The organism is Desulfosarcina alkanivorans, assembly GCF_009688945.1.
Taxonomy (GTDB): Bacteria; Desulfobacterota; Desulfobacteria; order Desulfobacterales; family Desulfosarcinaceae; genus Desulfosarcina; species Desulfosarcina alkanivorans.
Window position 1 is genome coordinate 634,970 of record NZ_AP021874.1, and the last position, 23,183, is coordinate 658,152.

General features: G+C 53.2%; 19 protein-coding genes. 1 reads left to right on the forward strand and 18 read right to left on the reverse strand.

Going from position 1 to position 23,183, the window contains the following annotated elements:
- Positions 1-169 precede the first annotated feature (169 nt).
- From DSCA_RS02915 to DSCA_RS02940, 6 genes are all read right to left on the reverse strand, one after another.
- Complete coding sequence (locus DSCA_RS02915; RefSeq protein WP_155315000.1) at positions 170-778, reverse strand: hypothetical protein; 609 nt, start codon at positions 776-778, stop codon at positions 170-172.
- A gap of 123 nt (positions 779-901) precedes the next feature.
- On the reverse strand, positions 902-1,090 hold the full coding sequence (locus tag DSCA_RS02920) for a hypothetical protein (RefSeq protein ID WP_155315001.1): 189 nt from the start codon (positions 1,088-1,090) through the stop codon (positions 902-904).
- A 495-nt stretch (positions 1,091-1,585) separates the two neighbouring features.
- The gene (locus DSCA_RS02925; protein ID WP_155315002.1) at positions 1,586-2,785 is read right to left on the reverse strand and encodes an aldo/keto reductase; all 1,200 of its coding nucleotides are present in this window, start codon (positions 2,783-2,785) and stop codon (positions 1,586-1,588) included.
- Between the two features lie 80 nt (positions 2,786-2,865).
- Positions 2,866-3,564 (reverse strand): NAD-dependent epimerase/dehydratase family protein, encoded by a 699-nt coding sequence (locus DSCA_RS02930; protein ID WP_155315003.1) that lies wholly within the window; start codon positions 3,562-3,564, stop codon positions 2,866-2,868.
- 179 nt (positions 3,565-3,743) lie between these two features.
- Positions 3,744-4,703, reverse strand: a complete 960-nt coding sequence (locus DSCA_RS02935) for an MBL fold metallo-hydrolase (RefSeq protein WP_167527571.1) — start codon at positions 4,701-4,703, stop codon at positions 3,744-3,746.
- Positions 4,704-4,939: 236 nt separating this feature from the next.
- A complete protein-coding gene (locus DSCA_RS02940) occupies positions 4,940-5,233 on the reverse strand; it encodes a hypothetical protein (RefSeq protein ID WP_155315005.1) in 294 nt (97 codons plus the stop codon).
- A 173-nt stretch (positions 5,234-5,406) separates the two neighbouring features.
- On the opposite strand from DSCA_RS02940, the gene DSCA_RS02945 reads away from it, so the two are divergent.
- Complete coding sequence (locus tag DSCA_RS02945) at positions 5,407-7,071, forward strand: IS1634 family transposase (protein ID WP_155315006.1); 1,665 nt, start codon at positions 5,407-5,409, stop codon at positions 7,069-7,071.
- 427 nt (positions 7,072-7,498) lie between these two features.
- Here DSCA_RS02945 and DSCA_RS02950 read toward each other — a convergent pair whose 3' ends face one another.
- From DSCA_RS02950 to DSCA_RS03005, 12 genes are all read right to left on the reverse strand, one after another.
- The gene (locus tag DSCA_RS02950; protein WP_155315007.1) at positions 7,499-8,947 is read right to left on the reverse strand and encodes an IS110 family transposase; all 1,449 of its coding nucleotides are present in this window, start codon (positions 8,945-8,947) and stop codon (positions 7,499-7,501) included.
- Positions 8,948-9,259: 312 nt separating this feature from the next.
- A complete protein-coding gene (locus DSCA_RS02955) occupies positions 9,260-11,662 on the reverse strand; it encodes a hypothetical protein (protein WP_155315008.1) in 2,403 nt (800 codons plus the stop codon).
- Between the two features lie 486 nt (positions 11,663-12,148).
- Positions 12,149-12,331, reverse strand: coding sequence for a hypothetical protein (locus DSCA_RS02960; RefSeq protein WP_155315009.1), 183 nt, complete (start codon positions 12,329-12,331; stop codon positions 12,149-12,151).
- Positions 12,332-12,781: 450 nt separating this feature from the next.
- Positions 12,782-13,684: a CBS domain-containing protein gene (locus DSCA_RS02965; RefSeq protein ID WP_155315010.1), complete on the reverse strand. Its 903-nt coding sequence runs from the start codon at positions 13,682-13,684 to the stop codon at positions 12,782-12,784.
- Positions 13,685-13,773: 89 nt separating this feature from the next.
- Complete coding sequence (locus DSCA_RS02970; RefSeq protein WP_155315011.1) at positions 13,774-14,304, reverse strand: hypothetical protein; 531 nt, start codon at positions 14,302-14,304, stop codon at positions 13,774-13,776.
- Entirely contained in the window at positions 14,305-14,463 is a 159-nt protein-coding gene (locus DSCA_RS02975; RefSeq protein WP_155315012.1) for a hypothetical protein, read from the reverse strand.
- 24 nt (positions 14,464-14,487) lie between these two features.
- Positions 14,488-16,338: an SLC13 family permease gene (locus DSCA_RS02980; RefSeq protein WP_155315013.1), complete on the reverse strand. Its 1,851-nt coding sequence runs from the start codon at positions 16,336-16,338 to the stop codon at positions 14,488-14,490.
- Between the two features lie 178 nt (positions 16,339-16,516).
- Entirely contained in the window at positions 16,517-16,963 is a 447-nt protein-coding gene (locus DSCA_RS02985) for a response regulator (RefSeq protein WP_155315014.1), read from the reverse strand.
- Between the two features lie 59 nt (positions 16,964-17,022).
- Complete coding sequence (locus DSCA_RS02990; RefSeq protein WP_155315015.1) at positions 17,023-18,717, reverse strand: sensor histidine kinase; 1,695 nt, start codon at positions 18,715-18,717, stop codon at positions 17,023-17,025.
- A gap of 292 nt (positions 18,718-19,009) precedes the next feature.
- On the reverse strand, positions 19,010-19,408 hold the full coding sequence (locus DSCA_RS02995; RefSeq protein ID WP_155315016.1) for a response regulator: 399 nt from the start codon (positions 19,406-19,408) through the stop codon (positions 19,010-19,012).
- Between the two features lie 85 nt (positions 19,409-19,493).
- Entirely contained in the window at positions 19,494-20,312 is an 819-nt protein-coding gene (locus DSCA_RS03000; protein WP_155315017.1) for a hypothetical protein, read from the reverse strand.
- Positions 20,313-20,416: 104 nt separating this feature from the next.
- A complete protein-coding gene (locus DSCA_RS03005; RefSeq protein ID WP_155315018.1) occupies positions 20,417-23,116 on the reverse strand; it encodes a bifunctional acetate--CoA ligase family protein/GNAT family N-acetyltransferase in 2,700 nt (899 codons plus the stop codon).
- Between the last annotated feature and the right edge of the window lie 67 nt (positions 23,117-23,183).

Here is a 23,183-nt window from a genome sequence, read left to right on the forward strand (position 1 = left end):
AATGTATAAAATTACTATAGGATACAACCTTTGTTAAATCTGCGGGGGGGCATGGCGGGCTGGGCTTTTTGTCAGCATGTTTTACAGTGTGTAAAAGGGGCGGGCTGATCGGTGCGGCGAGGGGAGGCGGAACCGGTCCGGCCGGTTCGTCCAATGCCGCTTTGTTCTGTCATTTTTTAAGATCAATCGCCGAGACTTCGACATAGATGGTTTCATTTTTTTTCAATCCCCAGTGGCTTTTATACAGGTCGGCAAACCAGGTGAAAAACTCGGCCGAATAGGCGCCTTCGACGCCGATAACCCACCACCATCCTTCTTTTAACGCCGATGAGCTTTTCCCTACCGCCGGATGACGCCGGAATCCGGAAATGTTTCGACGCTCCATGATAAGCTCTCCAAATAATTTATTTTTTTCTGAAATGTTATTCTCTTTTTCATTATGGATCTGCCACGCATATTTCTCTTTTTTATTGGGAAACCGCTGAAGGTAGGGCGCCATACCCGCTTTGGTGCTGACCGAGGGGGTCCAGAATCCAAAACAAAATTTATTCCGTTTTACGATGGAATCCGTTCCGATCTGGATATTTCCCGTGAAAAGCCCCAGCGTCTTCAGGTTTTCCGGACGCGATTCCACAAGCACAATGTATGAAATCACAATAAACGCCGCACTCAGGATCAGAACCACGAACACCCCCTGCCACCGCCGGGGATAACTTAACTTTTGTCCAAGCAGTTCAATATCCGGGTTTCGGCGTATGATTTTTTCATTTTCATTCATGCCGACTCCTGCGCCGGGCGTTTCGACGGATGGCTGCCGGGATTATGGAACTCATAATGGAAACAGCATCCGAGACCTCAGTACTCGCATGAAAGGCCACTTTCATTGGGTTTTCCATTTTCTTCAGTTGGTCTCTATGGTTTTTTCTATCTGGGCCCATAGTCGATCGCTGAGTGACATCCCTTCCCGGGCAATAAAATCCTTGAGAAATACTACAGAATTGTTTTTTGCTCTCTTTTTAAACCCTTTTTTGCCGATACGTTCTTTTTGATGGTTTTTTTGCGTATAGCCTTCCTCGGATGGTGTTCTCATGGCCCTGTCCTCCGTGGCGTTGTCGGGCGGGTGGTATCGACTGCTGAAAAAACGGTGCTTTTCAGGGTTGAAGGCAGAAGAATTTGCGTGTCGCATCCGACACGGGCAGGAAAGCGCGTGTCACTATAGAATAAGGGACAATCGGTCAGGATCAGACTAAAGCACTGAAAAATAACAACGCAGGAATTGCGCCAAACGATCAATTCAGGTCCAACGTCTTAACATTTATGTGAATGCACGAATTTGATCTCTGTCGCTGAAGGGGAACTTTTCAGGCGGGAATGATATGTTGTAATAATGATGAAATACAATGAATCGGGTGTCGATAATTCGTAACGTCCGGATTGCCGGACATCTCAGGTTTTTCCTTAAATCACCGTCCGCCTGCAGCGGGCAGTTGGTTCAAGCCCCCTTTACAGGGGGCCGAACCACATCACCATGACTGTCGAACGATGAGCGTCCGGCATCGCATGCCGATGACGCCGGCTGCGTCCTTCAATCCATATTGAGCATCTTTTTCCCCATCCGGACTCGGTTTTCCAGGTCCGCATCCTCCAGTTCGTCGGCCACCTTTTCCAGGAAGTCCGGGATTTCAATCTCTTGCGGACATTTTTCCAGGCATTCGCCGCATTGAACGCATTGGGAGGCATATCCGGGCGTTTGGCCGATGATGCCGCTCATGCGTATGGCGTACATGAATTTGGCTTCTTCCGCATTGCCGAACATATGCATCTTGTTGTACACCTCGAAACAGGATGGAATGGAGACATCCGAAGGGCAGGGCATGCAATAACCGCATCCGGTGCAGCCCACTTTCATCAGTGTTTTGTACTTCCGGCTGGCCTCGTCAACCCGTTTTATTTCATCTTCCGTCAGAGAATTCGGCAGGGCCCGGGCTGCAATGGCCATATTTTCTTCGATGTGGGCTTCCTCGTTCATTCCGGAAAGCACGACGGTGACCTCGGGGTGGTTCCACACCCAGCGAAGCGCCCATTCCACCGGTGTCCGCGTTACCGGTGCCTGTTTCCAGACGGCGTCCACATCGGGAGGCGGTGCGGGCAGCCCCAGATTGCCGCCGCGCAGCGGCTCCATGATCACCACCCCCAGATCCCTGGCCGCGGCGTATTGCAGCCCTTGCCTGCCGGCCTGGTTTTCCTCATCGAGATAATTATACTGGATCTGGCAGAATTCCCAGGGGTAGCCATCCACGATCCTTTTGAAATCGTCAAGCCTGCCGTGAAAGGAAAATCCGGCATTGACAATCCGGCCGTCGGCCTTGGCCCGGTCAAGGAAATCAGCCACGCCGAGGGTGTTCAGCCGATCCCAGGGGGCACCGGCCAGCGCGTGAAGCAGGTAATAATCGATGCGATCGGTCTGGAGTTTTTCCAGCTGGGCGTTGAGGAATGTGTCCATATCCTCCCGGCTGTGGATCATCCAGGACGGCAGTTTGGTGGCAACCCTGACCCGGTCGCGGTAGCCGTCGGCCAGGGCGCGTCCGAGGACGGTCTCGCTCTCTCCGGCATGATAGGGCCAGGCCGTGTCCAGGTAATTGACCCCCCGATCGATGGCGCTGCGGATCTGGCGAATTGCCCGGGGTTCATCAATCTGTCCTGCCTTCGTCACGGGAAGGCGCATGCAGCCGAACCCCAGAATGGAGAGTTCGTCTCCGTTTTTGGGCATTTTTCGATAAAGCATGTGACTCTCCTTTTTAATCCATTTGGGTAAAACCGTAAGTCCCGGACGTTTCCATTTCCCGGCCCCGGGCCTGGATGTCTTTACGTCCGGACCGCGCCCGGTAGACAACCATCCACCATGGCCCGGATGTCTCTGTTTTCTAAAATGGGCGTGTCATGCACAGCGGTTCCGTGCAGTCCGGCATGCACAATGGCGGCTGCCAGATCCTCGGAGGGGATGCCGATATTGGGATAGATGTGCCGCAGCACCGGGTAAAGCATACGGCTGGCGGCATACATGAGATTGGGTTCCCGGCGCGGGGTGACGGGGTAGATGTATCCGGGCCGGAAGATGTGTACGCGTGGAAATCCGACGGCCAGCAGCCCGTTTTCGGCCATTCCCTTGTAGCGTGCAAAGGCCACCCGGCTTCGCTCGGCCGGGTCGGCCCCCTGCCCGCTGAGAAAACAGAAGGCGGCCCGGGGGCTTTGTCGATACAGTTCCGAGGCAAACGCCAGCGTATAGTCGACCGTGATCCGACGGAACGTTTCGTCGGGGACCGCACCGGTGTAAGCACCCAGACAATAGAAGGCCGCATCCTGACCGATGAACGCAGCGGCAATGGCGGCAAAATCCATGAAGTCTTCATGGAACAGTTCGTGAAGCCTGGGGTGCTGGATACCGACAGTCCGGCGTCCGATGACCGTCACCCTTGCAACCACCGAATTTTCCAGACACATACGAAGGGCGCATCCACCGACCATTCCGGTGGCGCCGGTGATGATGACACGTTTTGAACGCATTGCGTTTCTCCTGTAAAGCGACTGATGCCGGGCCCGGCTCCATTGCACGTTCATCTGTATCGCGGGATTCGTACAGGGTCGAATCGGCCGCCGAATGCCCTTTTTCAGATTGCGATTCTGACCTGCTGGCCGGCGATATTGTTGATGTCCCACAAATGCCCTGGCATGTAAAATACTCCTTAATTCTCTGAAATCCAGTCCATCTGCGCCGCCATTGCCTGCCGCCACCATCTGGCGGCGGGAATGGCGCTGTTGTAAATGGTGGTTTCACCGACTACCGGCGTCGCGATGCTGACATTCATGGCGTCTGCGGCGGCGGTTACGCGTTCCATGGGTTCGTACCAGGGGTGCAGGGCCAGGTTGAAGGTGCCCCAGTGGATGGGGTGCAGGATGCTGCCGCCCAGGTCCAGATGGGCCAGGACGGTCTGCTCGGGAAACATGTGCACCTGCGACCACGACCGGTTGTACGCCCCGCATTCGATGAAGGTCATGTCAAAGGGAGCGTATTTTCTGCCGATTTGTTTGAAACCGTCGAAATAGCCGGAGTCGCCGCTGTAAAAGAGGTTGTGATAAGGCGTTCTCACCACCCAGGAGACCCAGAGCGTCCGGTTGCGGTCGGTCAGCCCGCGCCCTGAAAAATGCTGGGCCGGCGTTGCCGTAATCGTGAGGGCCTCATCGATGGAGTATGTTTTCCACCAGTCGAGTTCGACGATTTTTTCTTCCGGTACGCCCCATTTGACCAGCCGGGCGCCCACTCGCAACGGAACGATGAATCGATTCGTCCTGCCCGTTAATTGCTGCACGGAATATTTGTTGAGATGGTCGTAGTGGTCATGGGATATAATGACCGCATCCACGGTTGACACCCGGTGGATGTCCAGCGGGACGGCGCCATTGAATCGCGACGGACCGATCACCGAGACCCGTTTTTCAAACACCGGATCGGTCAGCACCCGGTACCCGTCGATATTGACCATCAGGGATGAGTGACCCAGCCAGGTGACATTCAGATGTCCGCTGCCCGGACGGGCAAAGTGGGACAGGTCCACCGGCTGTGAGGGCAATTGGAATCCCGGTGTTCCGGCATTGGCATTGGAAAAATAATCCCAGGCGCCCGACACGAAATCGGATGCGGACATCTTCATCTCCACGGACCGGCTGTTGAATGGCCTTTCGTTGGTTTGAGATGATGGTAATGCCCTGCCTGAGACCAAATTTTTTGACTGCGTTGTCGTCGGCGACATACTATGAAGCACCAGCATGATAAAAACTCCCGTGATAATCGTTATGGTGACAGTGATGGGTCTCATCGGATACCTTCTTTTGATTTGGCCTGCGAATAAACGAATGATCGATTATAATCTGGCCAAAAAAATTACAATTTGATCGCGTCCCAGGCCATGGTAAAGGCGGTTTCAAGATCGTCGCTGTTCAGGGTCCAGCCATGGCACAGTCGTGGATTGGCAAGATAGGAAAGCGGATGAAACAGGAACGCCCCCAAAAGATTGCGATCGACATTTTTGATGATCTTCTGTTCGATTCCCCGCTGAAGGACGTCGATGAGGGGAATGAAATGCTTTTCCAGGGCCTCCCTGTCCACCAGTTCACTGTAGGGGGAGTTGGAAAATTGTTCGATAAATTGATAATACGGTTTGTTGTTGGAGAGCACCTTACATTCCGCACCCGTGAGAATCGATTTTAGGAAATTTTTTATCGTTCAAAAATAACCACATAGGCGATTTAACATATTGTATTTACTGTAAAATAAAAATACCTAGACATTTCAACTAGTTGCTGGTACGTTACCCCCAATCTTGACAACAACAGTTCAAAGGAGGGGACATGCCACCGCTTGACACTGAAAGTTTGACCATCACCGAGGTCAGGCATCTGCCGATCGTCAAGGCTTATGCACAAAAAATCGGTCTGGTGGAGACCATCGACCGGATGGTCGGTTCTCAAATGGAATTGAGCCCCGGCATGGCTGTATTCGGCATGGTGCTCGACACCCTTTCGGGACGGACACCGCTTTACCGTCTGACCGAATTTTTTGAAGAAAAGGATACGGAGCTTCTCCTGGGCACCGCTATCGAACCGGAACGCTTTTGCGATACCAACTTGGGCCGGTCCATGGATCAGATTTTCGAGACCGGTACCCAGAAGGTGTTTTCTCAGATCGCGCAGAATGCATTGACAGTTTTTGCCGTCGATCCGCGACGACTGCATTTCGATACGACCTCCGTGAGTGTATTCGGCGATTACCATCTGGTTGATCCACCGTTTGAGATCACCTATGGTTACAGCAAGGACAAACGACCGGACCTCAAACAGTTTCTGGTATCGATGCTGTGTGTCGACCGCAACATCCCCATTTTGGGGACCACGACGGACGGCAACGCTTCGGACAAGACCTTGAACAACGAACTGCTGACCAATATCTCCGCATACATGGCCAGACACGGGCTTGAACCGGGCGCGTACGTCTATGTGGCCGACTCTGCATTTGTCACCGAGGACAATCTGAAGAAAGCCGACAGGCGTCAGACCTGGTTTCTGACCCGCCTGCCGGCGACCTACAAAGAGTGCGGCCGGATCATTCGTGAAGCCGTGGCCGCCGATGACTGGATCGACATCGGCCGCCTGGCCGAAGAACGCGACCGCCCCAATCGCTCAGTTGCCCGCTATCGGGCCTATGACGGCACCGTCGAGCTTTACGGAAAAACCTACCGGGCGATCGTCGTGCATTCCAGCGCGCATGACAAGCGGCGTCATAAACGCATCGATCGCATGTTGAAACAGGACCGCAAGCAGCTTGAAAAAGACTGCAAAAAGCTCGCGGACACCGTGTACTATTGTCAGGCCGATGCGCAGGTCGCGTTAGACAAACTGATTCGTCAATCCGCGTCCAGCTACCACCGGCTTCAAGCTGGTGTTGAAAAAATCCCCAAATACGGTCGCGGCCGGCCTGCGGCCGGTAAGCCCCGAAAGGTTTTGCGCTACGAATATCGCGTAACGGCGACGGTTGTGGAAGCCCCGCAAAAAGTGCAACCGCTCAGGGAAGAAGCCGGTTGCTTTGTCCTGTTGACGAATCTTTTGGACCAACAAGGCGACTGGTCCGCCCCGGAACTGCTCTCCCTTTACAAGAGCCAGATCGGCATCGAGAAGAACTTCAGCTTCCTGAAGGACCCGGCCATCGTAAACAGCATTTTTCTGAAAAAGGCCCAGCGGATCGAAGTGTTGGGCCTGGTATTGCTGATCTCCCTTTTGATCTGGCGTTTGATGGAGCGTTCCATGCGCCAGTATGTCGAGACCAATGACTGTGAGTTGCCCGGTTGGGTGCGACGCAAAACCAGAAAGCCGACCAGCTTTATGATGACGACCAAGTTCTCTTCAATCATGGTCGTTTCCATCGGGAACCACAGACAGTTGGCAAAACCATTGAAAGCTGTTCAGCTTGAGTATTTGAAAGCGCTTGGCGTCACAACTGACACATTCACAGCCCCATAAAGCGATGAAAAATAGTCGAATCGTTGCTGCTTGGGGTGCGGAATGTACGGAGCACCAGAATTTTTGCAACCCTTTTTTTAGCTCATTTTTCAGACAACACTCCCCTGTGCCGATTTTAACCGGTTTTTTTTAAGACTATGAACCGGTATGCCGATCAAAAATAAATATCTACAGCTCAGCAAAACAGGTGGTTCACCCCGTCCACTAATGTCCGATTGTGGCAATCTGGTATGACGAGATCTCCTGTTGTTTTTGGGATCAGAGCACCTTGGAGCCATTAAATTTCGGACGGAACGGGTGGGCACTCTCCAACAAGCCGTCAGTCGATCCTATTCATCAAATCGCCTGCGGCAGCTATCTGGAGCCATCCCGTCGCCGAAGCTGAGAGCATCATCTTTTTACCGCCATTGCCGGCATCCGTCCGTGATTACATTTTTAGTTTTATCCCATATACCTCCTGTATGATATATCGCCATTGACCCAAAGGTTTGTCCCTGGCAAACGCTACATTAAGTCCGCCGGCTTTACTCCACTTGTCTCGAAGATATGACCACATGGCCAGGTAATAATCAGCACGACGCTCAGGCTTGATGTGAGTACTTCTCATATCTGGCGGCAGGTAAACCTGGGATGTGCGCATCATGCACATGGCCATGCGTACAAAGCGACGGGCTATCCCGAAGTCGGCATGCTGACCGGCAGCCTCGCGGCGACTGTAATCGTCTTTTAAATCCTTGGGACCATAACGGCCAATATGGAATGCCGATTGTACGACGTAGTCTTTGAGAATATGGTTGCTCCGTTTGCTGACGTGGCTCGTTATCGAAGGTCCCTGACTGCCGCCGGATTGTTTGACTGTGGGAACGATACCCGCATACGACGCCACTTGATCCGTCGACCGTTGAACCAGAGGGTCGCCGATCTCAGCAGCAACGCCTGCAGCCAGAACGATGCCGATACCTTTAATGCTGGTTAAAAAGGCACCCTGGGTCTGGGCCAACAGCTGCGCCATCTCATTCACCAATTGATGAGCACCTTCGAACAGACAGCGGTAATGCGTCACGTGGCTGGCCAAGGAGACCTGAAGCGCGGCGGTATATTCGTCTGGTGTCTTCAGGACCTGGGATGCGTAGTTCTGAAGCCTGGCTGCAACCTGTTCGGCTTTTTTAGTTCCCCGCTTTTCTAAGTTACGGATCAGGGCACCCCGCTGACGGCGACGGATCTGCGGTGCGCTGAAACGCTCCTGCATCAGGTATAACGAGCTGTTGGAAAAAGGACGGATCCCACTTTTCTTTTCATTCAGAAAGCCGGGGAAAAGCCGGTCGACAAGGGTGTGGATCCGGTTGCGGACTTCGGTCTTCATCTTGACCAGCTTCTTGCGATGGCGCACCAGGGTTCGCAGGTTGCGATACACCCCGGTCTGTGCCGGGCAACAGTTGGCCCTGCGGTTGAGCAGCATGGTGGCGATGCCCATCAGATCCAGCCGATCAGTGCTGGCCTGCAGGTTCTCGCGCTGCTTTTTGGCATCGTGGGCATTGACGTTGGCCACCAGCCACCCTTTGGACCGAATGGTGTTGGCAAAATTCTCAGCATACGAATTGACATCTTCTCCACCGAAAAAGACATGGTCGGACTGAATGTGACGATGCCGGCAAGAACGGTTGACCTGGCCGAGCAGATACTTGACCCCGTCGACGGAATTCTTGACTGAAAATGGCTTTCGGAGCACTTCGCCGTTTCCGTTACAGAACATGACCAGGTGATCCTTTTTGGCGTAATCGATGGGCACGCATATCAGTTTTGACAGGTTGCCTGCCTTTTCGAACAGGGCAGCCAGTTCTTGACTTCGATTCGGATAGATGCTTGACTTTTTCATGGTGGGGCTCCTTTCGTGTATGTGTTTCAGCTGCCTAACGGCAGACTGATAAACCACATTACCACCGGATCACTCCGGATGGTCCTTTACACAAAGGAGCTTCACCACTTTAAATTTGAAGAATGGGCAGAAGGCGGGGGGCAGAATTTCCAATGACGGCCCGAGTTACAAAGCAGTGCAGGCTCCGCGAGCTATCCCCTGCGGGCTCGCTCGCCTCCCCTCCATCTGTCACTCGGAAACGTACCAGCTATCTGTAACGTCGTTTCTCACCAGTGGAGGCCGATTTTTGCCAGAATATGGTGCAGAAGCTGGTTATGTTTCAGTTCTTCTTTTTATTTCTTCAATATTATCTAATGCCTTAAGATATATTTTCTTCCATGCTGTATGAATTTCTGAATCGACTAAGTGGACTATAGATTTATCTAAGTATAATAGAAATAATTCAGTGCGTTTTATACGGTCATTAATATTATACACCTCTTTAATTATATCTCTTGTGTTTTCATCCAATATCGGTGTGTCAACTATTGTAGCATCAATGTATTGAAAAACAGATATTAATTCAAAAATATGGAAACGGCCGAGCGAAGATATTTTAATGATATCTTCATCAGATAGTTCGCCTTTGCTAATAGTATTTATATAACGTCTATTGATCAATGCCTGAATTGAGTCCTTTGATATGCTATAAGAAAAACCCAAGGAGGCTAAATACGACATTAAATCAGCAGCTTTTGAATATGTATTAGTTAGGCCAACGTTAGGCGTTTTAGCCAGATAACGCAATATTGACATCTTTATAAAATGTTCAGACGGGTCTTCATATTGAATATCAAATAGATTGATGAAAGGAGATCTTGTAGGATCAAATTGCATATAGTCACCAAATAAGAGCGTCGTTACTCCTTCATAATCAGGAATATAATAATTCCCTGTTCTTTGAATTTTAATAAGTATTTTTTTAGTATCGAGATGGCCACTACATAGAATCCTTTTTGTAAAATCAAGCAACCTCCTGATATTCCCATTCGATATAGCTTCTAACATTGGAATAATGCCATGATTTTTCCATGCAGCGAATTCGCATGACTCGAATATTTTAGCAACACAGGCTAAATCTAAAGTGACATTTCTACCTGATACACTCAGGGAATTCGTCAAATTAAGAGATTCCCCTTTTGCTATCTGTTTTGCATATGAGAATCGTCGCTTTAAGACAAGGGATAGGTCAGGATTCCCAACTGTAAATGTTGTTGGGGCAATGGCATCTAAAACACCACTCTCCTGAGACTTATAGTATGTGATTGGTCTAAGGCATATAAAAACTAAACTTGCCCAGTCTCGAGCAATAGCTGATGCTTTCAGAAATGCTTCTTCTTGAATTTTCCAATACCGTCTGTCTAAGTTGTCAAAGAATAGAGCTAATGATATTCTTCTACCCCTTTTTAAATGATGAAATACTTTTGTTAGAAATATGTGTCTATTCGTAGTAAATTTTTCAATATTCTCAATTTCAAACTCAGCATATTTTTGTTGATTATTAGCTAAAAATTTTCCACGAGTTGTCTTTTTCAATCGTATTAAGTCTAAATTCAATACACCTCTGACAAAATTATCATCATGAATGTCAATGTCATAATGTTCCAATAATTGTCTTTCGACTTCATCATAAACAAAATCATAAATTTCTTCGTGGGAATCTGGTCTATCAAGAAAATTAAGCTCGATTTGTATGTAGTTTTCCAGATTGTTTTTTGCTGCTACGAAACGTAAATATTTCAAAAAAGACGATTTCCCTCTGCCAACTTCTCCTAAAATAATAAATGGTTTTTCTGCTGGTAAGTTTGCGAGTTCTTGAGGCAACTTTTCAATCGTTTCAATATTATATTCCGAGATTATATCGTCTTCTCTCTTTCGCTTTTCTATTAATTCTTTCGCAAGTGTTAATATATCATTATGCGAATGTGGATTTACGTAACATGTTTCTACAAAATCTTTTGAATTCTCTGATTGCGATAGTACCTGCCACACATAATCAAGTATGTAAGATAGTTCATTCTTAAATACATTACGATCTGACACTTGAGGATAGCCTGGAATCTGAGACGATAATTTTGCAGGAGCAGGAAGTTTTAGGTTGTCAAGCAATTCTCTACTGATTGTGTTGGACGATAGCCCTTCCCTGTTAAAACATTTACAAAATCTTGAAAATTTATTCTGAATGGCTTCAAAAGACTCAAAGACAAAAACTAAACGGTTCTCTAAGGGTTGGTTCGGTACAAAAGAAAGGGTAAACAACCATTGATGTCCATTTGAAATTGCAATATATTTTGAGCCCAATGTAGCAGCATAACCGCTTGCTTGCTCTAATGCTGCTGCGGCCTCCTTACATTCCTTTGCCAATAAACCAAACTGGTAAGGCCGATCCTTATATATTCTGTTAGGTAAAAGGAAATTAACCCCAGTTTTTTTTGCCTCTATTATTAACACCGGTTTGCCTGAAATATGAAAGACATAATCTGCAAATCCAGTAGTTCGGCAATATTTTTCAGTATCAACGTCATTTTTGTCCCATTGCAGAATATCAAACAGAACTTTATCAATAATGCGAAGCCTGGTTGAAGATTCATTTTGATCTCTGATTTGCTGATTTAATTCATCAAGAACTGCTGCATATTCTGTATATGCTATATCGATAGGGAAATCAGAAATCATAATTCGTATCCTTTGTTGATAAAAATTATTTATTCAGTAGAAATCTGTCTTTCTGCAAAAATGCTATTTCCCGAAAAGAATGAAATTCTTCTTCAGATAATTGATATTTTGGCCATTCTATCATGAACCTTTGTTTAGTCAATATAATAAGATCGATTGATTTGAAGCCGCATTTTGTACCTACTATATTCCGCTTTAGCGAATTTATTAGTGAATTATTAAGTTTTCCACATAAGCACAGCCTGTCTGTTATTAATGTCGGTTAGCCCTGTCAAATGCTGTGATAAACGGGATTGTGTAATCTCTTAGGAAATTGATCGCTGATAAAGATATGTACAGGATATCCTGAAAAAATGGAGACCTTCAATTACTGTGATTACATATAAAACTTACTGATCTTTTTTCGTATCATCGAAAAGAAATGCCTTCGCAATTTTTTTAAAACCGATTACATTTCCTTTATCATCCCGCGCAATCACGCTGATTTCATAACGGTTTCATATCGGAGAAAGGGGGAACAGGGCCGTTATAGCTTCCCTTTACGGCACCACGGGTGATGATGCCGGAATTGTCATTGTCCGCGTACCGGCTTCCGTGATCGAACCCTTTTAGGTTAAGGTCGTCCAGGATGACAAGAAAGCGTTTGGCGCCTTCTGGCATACCGGTCATCCGGATCTCCGGATTCGCCTGGGAACCTTTATCGATTTGCTGCCATTAGAAACCCTTCGGGATTGCCGATCTGAACGCATCTGCTGCGTCAACTGTCATCGCGAATAAGGCACTATCGCGCAATGACATCTTCATTTTACCTGCAGGAAGTTCAATAAAGATGAACAAATGCTGACATCAATACGTTTCAGAAATGATTTTTGAGCGTATGAAAAATAAGTATCGCCAACAGGTAGTGATGTCAATTTTAATTTCCATTGGAGGTGCGCTGTGGCTGACCGATCCCCTGAGGCCACAACGATCTTTTTTTAACGATCGACGGTTGGTGATCGATGTCGCCGCCGGCCAAATACTGACGGGTATTGACGTTTCAATCAAGTCCGGGAAGGGACCCGGAAACGGCACAGGAGCCAGGGGAAGCCGTTTCCGGGCAGGGGTGGGCTGGGGTGATCAGGGCAACAGCCGTTCCAATTCAAAGAAAAGATCCTGCTCGCGGATGACGCCGGCCACCTGGCCGTCGCGAAAAACGACCATGCGGCGGCAGCGGTTGTGGACCATCGCGTAAGCGGCCTCCATGAGGTTGGCCTGTGCGTCGATGCTCGGCGGGGCAGGCGACATGAGGTCACCCACGGGTGTGGATGCCAGTTGCCGGACCTCGCGGGTGAACATGCCCGTCCAGAACATGGGGGAGTATTGCAGGCTGTCCGCCGTGGAGGGCTTGGCGGCCGACAGATAGCCGGGCATGATGCCTTCGAGAAGATCCATGATGGACAGGATGCCCTTCAGGTTGCCGGCCGTGTCGAACACCAGCAAACTGCGGTGCCCGGTTTCCATGATCCGGCTGGTGTGCATCCGGGGGGTGAACGAGCGTTTAAGTTCGGCAACCCCCTCGGCAACGGTCCGGTTCTCGTTGAGCTGGGTATATTCCGCAAGGGGAATCATGACATCCTCGACCTTTCTTTCCTCGTCCCGGTCGATGGCCATGTCCTTCTGGGCGCTGGCATCCATGATGCGCGACGCCAGCAGATCGATGTCGCAGGGTTTGGACAGGTAGTCGAAGGCCCCATGAACCAGGGCTTTCTTCGCGCTCCGGTCGGCACCGTGGCCGGTGAGCATGATCACCGGCAAGCCCGGCGAGTGTTTCTGAATTTCCTCCAGGGTCTCGTTGCCGTCCATGTCCGGCATGCGGATGTCCAGGACCACCACGTCCGGGTGCTTGTCCATCTGAGACAGGGCCTCCCGGCCGTTGGCGGCCATGAGCGTTTCGAATCCTTTCTTCTCCAGTAATTTCCGGGTGGTCTCCCGGAATTGGGCTTCATCGTCAACCATCAGTACTCTGGTTTTTTTTGTCATCTTACCTGCCTCCTTTAAGGCGAAATCACAACGGCGGTCGTTGACCGACATCGGCGTCGGTGGCCGCTTTTTCCGGATTGACCAGCCGGTTACATGGGGAGTCCTCTCGCCAGGTTGACCAGCGGTATCATCGAATAAATTACCATCACCGTGGCCCCGAAGGTGAGCCCGACGATGATGGCGGCCCTGGCCCTGGTCATTCCCAATCCGTTGACCAGACCGGTTCCGATCAGCCACCACTTCCACGGTTCGGTAAAGATAAAGGCCGACGGGATCCACGCCAGGAGCAAAACGGCACCCGAACTCAATGAAAAGACATTCCACAGGCGCGAGAACGGGTAACGCCGGCCGGTCGATGCAACCACGGCCAGATAGCCGATGCCGGCGGCAATACCCACCATCCCGATGGCGTTGATGAACAGGATGGCTCCCCGGGTCAGCGTTGCCGTGCCGGGGGCCAGCAGGGTGCCGGTGGCGGAAAACAGGAGACCCGAAATGGCCAGGATGCCTACGGCCTGCCAACTGGAAATCTGCTCGAACCGGGTCGAAAAAAAAGTGCCCGGACGAATCAGCAGGGCCGTCAGCGTATGCGCATAAAATCTGGCAGAGAGGTGTTCCATTTACCATATTCCCGTTTTGTAGAGAATGCCGATGACCAGCATGATCATCGTCAGGATGAAGTAAAACCGCCTTTCCGCCTCTTTTGAAAACCACAGCCGGCTTCCCCGTAGGATCCGTTTCGGTTCGGGAGACCGTGGTTCAACCGTTTCATTTTTCATTTGATGCCTCCTGACCGTCAGCGTTTAAAACCCGGGCAGTTCGCTGAATCCCCTGAAAATCCAGTAGGCGCCGGTCATGACCAGCAGGGTGACATTGGCCATCAACCAGACGGGCAATCCGACTCGCAGATAATCTTTGGGCTCCAGATAACCACTGGCATAGACGATGGCATTGGGCGGCGTCCCGATGATCAGGCAGTAGGCGAATGACGAGGCCATGGCGGTGGCCATGGCCATAAATGGCAGGAAGGTGGTGCCCGGGTGCACCAGGCCGGCCATGTTCAGGGCGATGGGGCCCACCGCAGCGGCGGCCGGGCCATCGGCCATGAGGTTGGTGAGGATGGCCGTCAACCCGTTGCTGGTTGCCATCAGCGGCAGGCCGGCATCCATTCCCAGCGGCGCCAGTGCGTCGATGGCGCTGCGGGCCAGCCAGTACGCCGCCCCGGTGCTGTCCAGGGTCCGGCCGAAGATGATCGCCCCGGCATAGAGCCAGACGACTCCCCAGTCCACCTTCTCCTGGTAGTCGCGCCAGTTGACGATGCCGGCCAGCAGATAGGCCACCGCGCCGGCCACGGCGATCACACCGATCCCCAGGCGTACCGGGTAGATCCCCATATTATAGAACTCTTTTTCCGTGAACCAGCCGAAAACCATGATCAGGAATATCACCAGGGCGACGATCTGCTTTCGATTCCAGGGGCCCATGCGTCCGATTTCCTTCTGAAGGTGGTTCATGGCCGGCGCCAGGGAGGTGATGGTGGGCTTGAACCGCCAGTTGACCGTCAGCCAGGTCACCGGGATCATGATGAACAGGAAGGGGAAGCAATAGGTGATCCACTGAAAATAGCCGATGTCCATGCCGAACATGTCGGCCAGATAGGTCATCATGATCACGTTTCGGGCGCCGCCCGAAGGGGCGCCGGGTCCGCCGATATTGCAGGCCATGGCGATGGCGATCATCATCATTTTACCCAGTTCGGGGTCTTCGGGGACCTCTTTGGTCAGGCTGTTCTGATAAAGGAGCATCCCGATGGGCAGGAACATGGCCGCCAGGGCATGGTCGGAAATAAAGGCCGCCAGCGGGGAGATGATGATGAAAAAAATAAGCGTGATCCATCGCACGTTGGGAACCGCCAGTTTCCTGAACATCATCAGGCACACGCGCTTGTCCACGCCGGTTTTGACGAAGGCGGCGGCAAACATGAGGCTGCCCATGATGAACCAGCAGGCGTCATCCCAGTAGAGCATGGCCACCTGTTTGCGCGACGTCACCCCGGTGAAAACCAGAATCAGTCCGATACAGAACGACACGCCGGGCAGCGGGATGCATTCGGTGAGAAAGCACAGCACCACGAACACGCCCATGGCAATAGCCACCTTGATGTGCCAGGCGCCTTTGTCGGCCCTGGCCCTGTCCGCCGCGGAGAGATTTTCATACTTCAGCCCCTCCTTGCGGAGGGTCAGGGCTGCCTGCATCAGGGACAGGTAGGCCTCGTCGCTGATCCGGGTGTCGATGAATTCGTGAGCCTGCTTAAAATTGGCCGGGTCGGCGTCAATTTTGTTCTGACCGCACCATTTGATGTCCCGCTTGAGGTAGCGGCCACGGGACAGGGCGCCCTTGTTGAGGTTGTTCTCCATAATCTGTGCCGTCAGCAGCTGCCACTGCAGGGCATCCTCACTGGAGGTGTCGAAAAGCGCCCGGGTAATGTGTTCGACCACGGCCTTCGGGCCGACGTTGTATTCGGTGCCCACATCTTTCATCCCGTAGGGCGTGGGCATCAGAAGCAGCAAAAAGAAGAGCACGACGGGGATGCTGAACATCTTCCAGTCAACGTATTTGTCGTATCCGGTGACTTTTTTTACCTTTTTAGCCATTGGAAAACCCCTTGTTAATCGCCTGCCGCCGGGCAGGCGGTTGAAAATCGCCTGAGCATGTCATCGCCTTGATCGACGAGGGGTCGACGTTAAGGGTTACGGCTTCACCCACGCCGCCGCGGCGTTGTGTCGCCGGGTCGGTTGCAACCCTGGGGTAAACATGTCGACCGCCCGTCCATCAGGCATTTTTGAGCATTTCGCGGGGAGACTTCATCAGACCGCGCATGCGCGCCACGCGGATTTTTTCTTCGATATCCACCCGCCGGTTGAAGGCGTCGGTGGCTTTTTCGATGATATCCTCCAGGTTCGCCGGTTTCATCAGGTAGTCCACTGCGCCCGATTTCAGGCCTTCAATCGCCGATTCCACCGTGGCGTGGCCCGTGAGCATGATGACCTCCACCATGGGAAACTGCCGCTTGATTTCACGCAGGGTGGCGACACCATCCATGCCCGGCATCTTGACATCCAGAATCACCACGTGCACCGGATGCGTCCGCAGCATCTCGAGGGCTTGCGCGCCGCTGGACGCCGTCAATACGTCAAAGGCTTTTCTTTCAAGCAGTTTCCGGGTCGTGGAGAGGAACCGTTCCTCATCGTCCACCAGCATCATTTTTGGTTTTTCCATGTTTGTTAACTCCTGTTAGGCCGATGTGTTGCTCTCAACCGGTTGAAATGGGCACTCAATCATGCACCAGCGTCCGACGTCGGCAGCACGATGGAAAATGTGGCGCCTTTGTCCGCGGTACTTTCCACCGCCATTTGTCCACCCATCTGCTGGACAATGCCGTAACAGACGGAAAGTCCGAGCCCTGTCCCCTTGCCCACCGGTTTGGTGGTGAAGAACGGGGAAAAAATCTTCTTTATGTTCTCCGGCGAGATACCGGTGCCGTTATCGCTCACATCGATGGTTGCCGAGCCGTTGTTTCCGGTGAAAAGGTCCAGGGTGATGGCGCCTCCGGTGCTTCCCCGCTGCTCGATAATGGCATCAATGGCGTTGTTCAGCAGGTTCAGCAATACCTGCTGGAGACGGGATGCATCGGCGAGCACCCTGATCGGCCCTTCGGGCAGACGGCCTTCCATCCGGATGCCATGCACCTCGGCCTTTTTGTGCACCATCTCCATGATTTCAGGGATGACGGTCGTAAGGTCCAGCTCCTCGGGCCGGGATTCGTTTTGACGTCCGAATTTGAGGATGGCGGCGGTGATCCTGGCGCAACGGTCGATCTGCAGTTTGATCTGGTCGATGCTGTCGGAGACCTCGTCGTCCGGCTCGCCGGGTTGGAGTTGGCCGGATTCGAGCATTTCTGCGCGAAGGGTGCGGATCAATGACAATTCCGTGCTGATGATCTGAAGCGGATTGTTGATTTCATGGGCGAACCCGGCAGCCATCTCACCTAGTTCAGCCAAACGGGATGCGCCGATGAGCTGCTGGTTCAAAAGGGCTTTTTCTGCATCGGTCTGTTCCATTTTTCGGACGATGGCCCCGGTGAGGGTAAAGGCGGCTGCAATGATGCAGCCGCCGCCGATCATACAGATGAACAGGATCGGCATGCGGGCATTTTGCAGGGCCATGAACGCGTCTGTTTCTTCCTGCCGGACCACCAGCATCCAGTTCTGGTCTTTCAGCCAGGTGGTGGCATACAGGAAGGGCTCCTGGTCTCCCTGTTGGTGGATGAACGTGTGGATTTCCTGTCCGTTCAACGGACTGGGAATCTGTTCGCGGGGCGTCTCCATCAGGTCCCCGCCGCTGCGTCGATCGGTTTGAAGGACGCCGTTCCGGTTGAGCAGGTAGGCTTCGCCGGTTTTCCCGATGCGGATCTGGCGCACCAGGGTGTTGAAACGCAGGGAATCCACCGTGGCCCGGATCACCCAGGGGTTGTCATTTTTCCGCTTGGCGACGGCGATGATAAAGTGAGGAATGTTGCGATAGCCTAAAAAGACATCGCTGATGTAGATGCCCTTTTCAATGGTCTGCCGGAACCAGGCGGTGTCCCGGTACAGTTTGCCGGTGAGATTGTAAGGGCCGTGATAGGCCACGTGGACACCGGCGGCATCGAAAATGCCCAGATCGACAAATGCGCTGGATGTGAGCTGAAGCTGCCGGAATATGGACGACAGCCGTTCCGGCTTGACCAGTTCGTCGAAACTGTTGGTGTTGACGATCAGTTCCAGATCGTTTGTACGTTCACTCAAAAAAGACTCGATCATCTGGCGGTGATCCGCTGCGATCCGCTTCATGGCGGAAATGGTGCTGTCTTCGATGGAACGGGAAAACGAATGGTTCCCAATTCCCAGGGCCAGCAGGAAAGGGATGATCGGAACCAGGATCATGATGGCCAGGATGAATCGCCTGACACTGGTATATGGAGATTTCTCCATCCGGGAATACTTTCTGTTGAGGTTGTTTTGTATAGAGCAAGGCGGATGCCAAGGTCACCTTCATTGGGCATCGCAATGAAACAGAGTATAAACGAGGTGTTACAGGTGCCCGGAGGCGCCGTTGCCTGATCCGGTCTGTCGGCATTTTTTACAGGATGTAAATGCACGCCGATACGCGCACAAAAGGGTCCTTTTTATACCTACGGGAACGCCCGGGCGCGGCATCGCCTTCGTTTCCGGGGGCTATCCGTAAAAACCTCGGCCTCCCCCTGCTGCCGCGGCGCTGAAGCCCTCAGGCGTTTGCAGCGCCCGGGCTGCCCGGGGCACCTGAAAGGATGGTTTGTATGGTTTTTTTGAGGACCTCGATGCTTTGGCCGTTTTTTTCTACCAGGCGGACATTGCCCCCGGTGAAGTCACCGATGTTCTCGGTTCCGCGAACACAGTAGAGCACCACCGGCAACTGGGGAACCCGGTCCAGAATTTTTCTGAAGATGTCGATGGGCTCCATGCCTGGAATATCCGGATCGAAAATCAGCAAATCGACCCGCTTTTGACTGTAAACCTGTTCCAGCAGCTCTTTGCCGTTTTCGACCAGTCGGACCGTGCATCCGAAAGCGTCCAGTTCACGCCTGAGGAATTCCCTGATGTGCGGATTCCGGTCGGCGATGAGGATTATATAGGCTTTGTCCATGCCGGTTCTCCCATTATTGGGACCCAATCGTTCTTCAGTTTTCCAGCGGTGCGGAAAAAATCAAAGTCATCTTTGCAGGCCGGCATCAGTTGGCGGTTACATCCAGCGTATCACTGACCCCGCTTGAGACGACCATGCCTTCGTCAACGATGAAAAAACGAAACGCAAATGCCGCATCGGACGGCATATTGAGTTTGTAGGTCCGTTTTTCCAGACCATCCTCCGTCTTCTGGATGTCTACGGGCTCACCCCACGTGGTCTCCACGGCTTCAAGCGACATGGGGTGACGCTGATAGTACCGATGGCTGATTTCATTGATTTCAACCCTATTGACCGCGCTTTGCCCGGATTCGGCTTCAAATCCGGGTTCGGGGCTGATACGGCTGGCGACGACCAAGCCGTCCCTGACGATGAATTTACGGAACCTGAAGTCCGAGTATGGGTCATGGATTTCATAAACCCGGTACTGGGTGCCGTCATCCGCGTCCTGCACGCGCATCGGCTTGCCCCATGTCTGTTCCAGGTGGGCGACCGGTGTCTGATGCCGTTCGTAAAAAGCTTTGCTCAGGTCGCTGGCGACAAAGGCGACGGTTTTCCGGTGGATCCCCGGAGGAACGGTCTTGCCGGTATCCGTGATGCCGCTGGCCAGCACCCGGCCGTCCCGGATCAGAAAATAGCGGTATTTGAGATCGAAATCGGTACTTTGAATCAGGTAGGTGCGCTTTTCGATGCCGTCGTCCAGCCGGGTAATGTCAACCGGTGCCCCCCAAACCGATTCCACGTCCTGAACCGATCGGGGATGATGCGTGTAAAAGGACCGGCTCAAGGTGTCCGAGCACCCGACAAGGGCCAAAAGAAGAACCAGGCCCGTCACTGCCATCGCATAGGATTTTTTTCTTCTCATTATCTTACCTTTCGTCTACGTGATTGAGTTTGAGGAATATATGCCACCTCACTGCTGCCGGTTGTTGACACAGTGAGGACAAGCATTCCTTCCGGCGCTTCCGGTCAGGCGATAGAAGATCCTGCCGGCGGTGACCGGGTCATGTCCAGGTACAGGTCGAACTCTCCGGCTGAATCGGAGCGCTTGATGGTAAAGCCGAGCTTTCGTCCCAATGCCAGCATGCCTTTGTTCTCTGACAGCACCGTTCCCCATATGGACCTGATCCCGCGTTCTCTGGCGATGTCGAGGCAGGTGGTGAGAAGATGGGCGCCAATCCCCCGGCCGTGCCAAGGGTCCCCCACCAGGACGGCAAATTCCGCATCCCTGAGGTTATGCTGCAGGATGACGCGGGCTGCCCCCAGCATTCTTTCAGAGTCCCCGGATTCCTGGATGGCCACGAGGGCGATCTCCCGGTCGTAGTCGATCTGGGTAAATCGGGCCAGCATGGTGTGGGAAAGCTGTTTCATAGGAGAAAAGAAGCGGTAGTAGACACTCTGGGGGGACAGCGTGTCGAACAGTCCCTGGAGTAACGGCGCGTCTTCAGGGCGGGTGGGGCGGATCAGCAGTTCTCCGGTGTCCGGAAGTTGCACCCGGGATTCATACTGTGCCGGATAGGGACTGACGGCCAGATGCAGCGGGGCAGGGCAGGATGAGGGGGTGAGAACGAACCGGGCATCCACGGCGATCGGCTGCCCCCCGTGGATCACCATCGGGTTGATGTCCAGCTCGGCAATCTGGGGAAAATCGGTGACCAGCTGAGCCAGGCGGATCAGGATTTCTTCCATCCGTTCCCGATCGGCCGGCGGAAGGTTCCGGTATCCCCTGAGCAGCCGGTCGACACGGGTGCCCTCCATGAGCCGGGAGGCCAGCAGGCGATTCAAGGGGGGCAGGGCGATGGCGCTGTCGTCGAGCAGTTCGGCCAGGACGCCTCCCATACCGAACAGAATCACCGGGCCGAAGTCCGGATCGGTTTTGGCCCCAAGGATCAATTCGCAATCCGGTTTGGCGATCATGGGTTGGACGGTCACCCCGTCAACGGCCGCGTCGGGGAAGGCCCTGCGGATGTTGTCCATCAGGTCGGCCCAGGCCGTTTCAACGGCATCACGGGTGGTAAGGTCCAGTCGCACGCCGCCGGCGTCGCTTTTGTGGGAAATGTCCCTGGAAAGAATTTTCATGGCCACGGGATACCCGAATTGCTCTGCCAGAGCGGTGGCTTCATCTGGTGAAACCGCGACCGCTGTGGGATTGACGGGGATACCATAAGTGGCCAGCAGGAATTTGGACTCCGTTTCGGAGAGCAGGTTGCGGGGCGAGGTCGTGTGGTCGTCGATAAACCGCCCGGCGGCGGCCCGATCCACCCGGATGCGGGTGGACAGGCGCGGCGGGATCTGCTGGAGGATTTCGATCCCACGGGCATGGCGGTGCAGGTTCATGAATGCGCGCACGGCCCTTTCGGGCGTATCGAAAGTGGCGATGCCGGCCTGGTTCAGGATTTCCCGGCCGATATCCACATCCATGCCGCCCAGCCACGAGGTGATGATCGGCTTGGTGGTATCGTCGCGCAGGTCGCAAAGGGTACGGGCCACGGCGGCGGGATCGGTAATCGCCTGGGGCGCCAGCATGACCAGCAGGGCCTGTACCTCCCTGGCCCGGGAGAGGATCGACACGGCTGCCGCGTATCGTTCGGAAGTGGCATCGCCCAGCATATCCACGGGGTTCCCGTGGCTCCAATGGTCGGGCAGCACAGCATCGAGCGCTTCCATGGTTTCCGGTGACAGGGCTGCCGGCTCGACCCCGTAGTCGGAAAGCGCGTCCGCAGCCATGACGCCGGGCCCTCCGGCATTGGTCACAATGGCCAGGCCCGCTCCCCGGTAGCGGCCCTTGCGAGAAAGGATTTCTGCCGCATCGAAAAGTTCCTCGAAGGTTTTCACCCGGACGATACCGGCCCGCTGGAAGGCCGCATCGTATACCGCATCTTCACCGGCCATGGCGCCGGTATGGGACGCCGCTGCCGATGCGCCGGCTCCGGTTCTGCCTGCCTTGAGGGCAATGATGGGTTTAACCCGCCCCACCGCCCGGGCCGCACTCATGAAATTGCGGTGGCGGATCAGGCTTTCCACGTACATGACAATGCTGCCCACCTTCGGGTCCGCGCCCAGAAAATCGATGATATCGCCAAAATCCACGTCCAGCATGGAGCCCAGGCTGATGAAATAACTGAAGCCGATGCGCTCTTTTACGGAAGAATCCAGGATGGCCGTGCAGATGGCACCGCTTTGCGAAACAAACGCCAGCTTGCCGTCCAGGGGCATGCGGGCGGCAAAACTGGCATTCAGTCGGGACGCGCCGCACATGATGCCCAGGCAATTGGGGCCGATAATCCGCAAACCGGTCCCTGCGGCCCGATCCCGGATTTTCGCCTCCAGCTGCCGGCCCGCATGTCCGGTTTCTTTGCCGCCGGAGGAGATGATCACGGCACCGGCCGCCCCGGCCCGGATGGCGTCGGAGATGATCGGCGGTACGGTCTGCATGGGGGTGGCGACCACGACCAGATCCACCGGTTCCCCGATACGGTTCAACGCGGGGAAGGTTTTTTTCCCCATGACCGCCGGATAGCTGGGGTTGACCGGATAGATCCGGCCTTCATAGCCGGCTTCGATCAGATTGTTCATCACCGCACGCCCCACGGATCCCGGTCGCTCGGACGCCCCCACAACAGCAATGGATTCGGGATGAAAGAGGTTGTCCAGACGGTCAATACCCATGGTTTTCCTTAATCTTTTAAAATTGACAGCGTGTATGGGGTTTTTTTTTATTCGTGAACCGCGAACC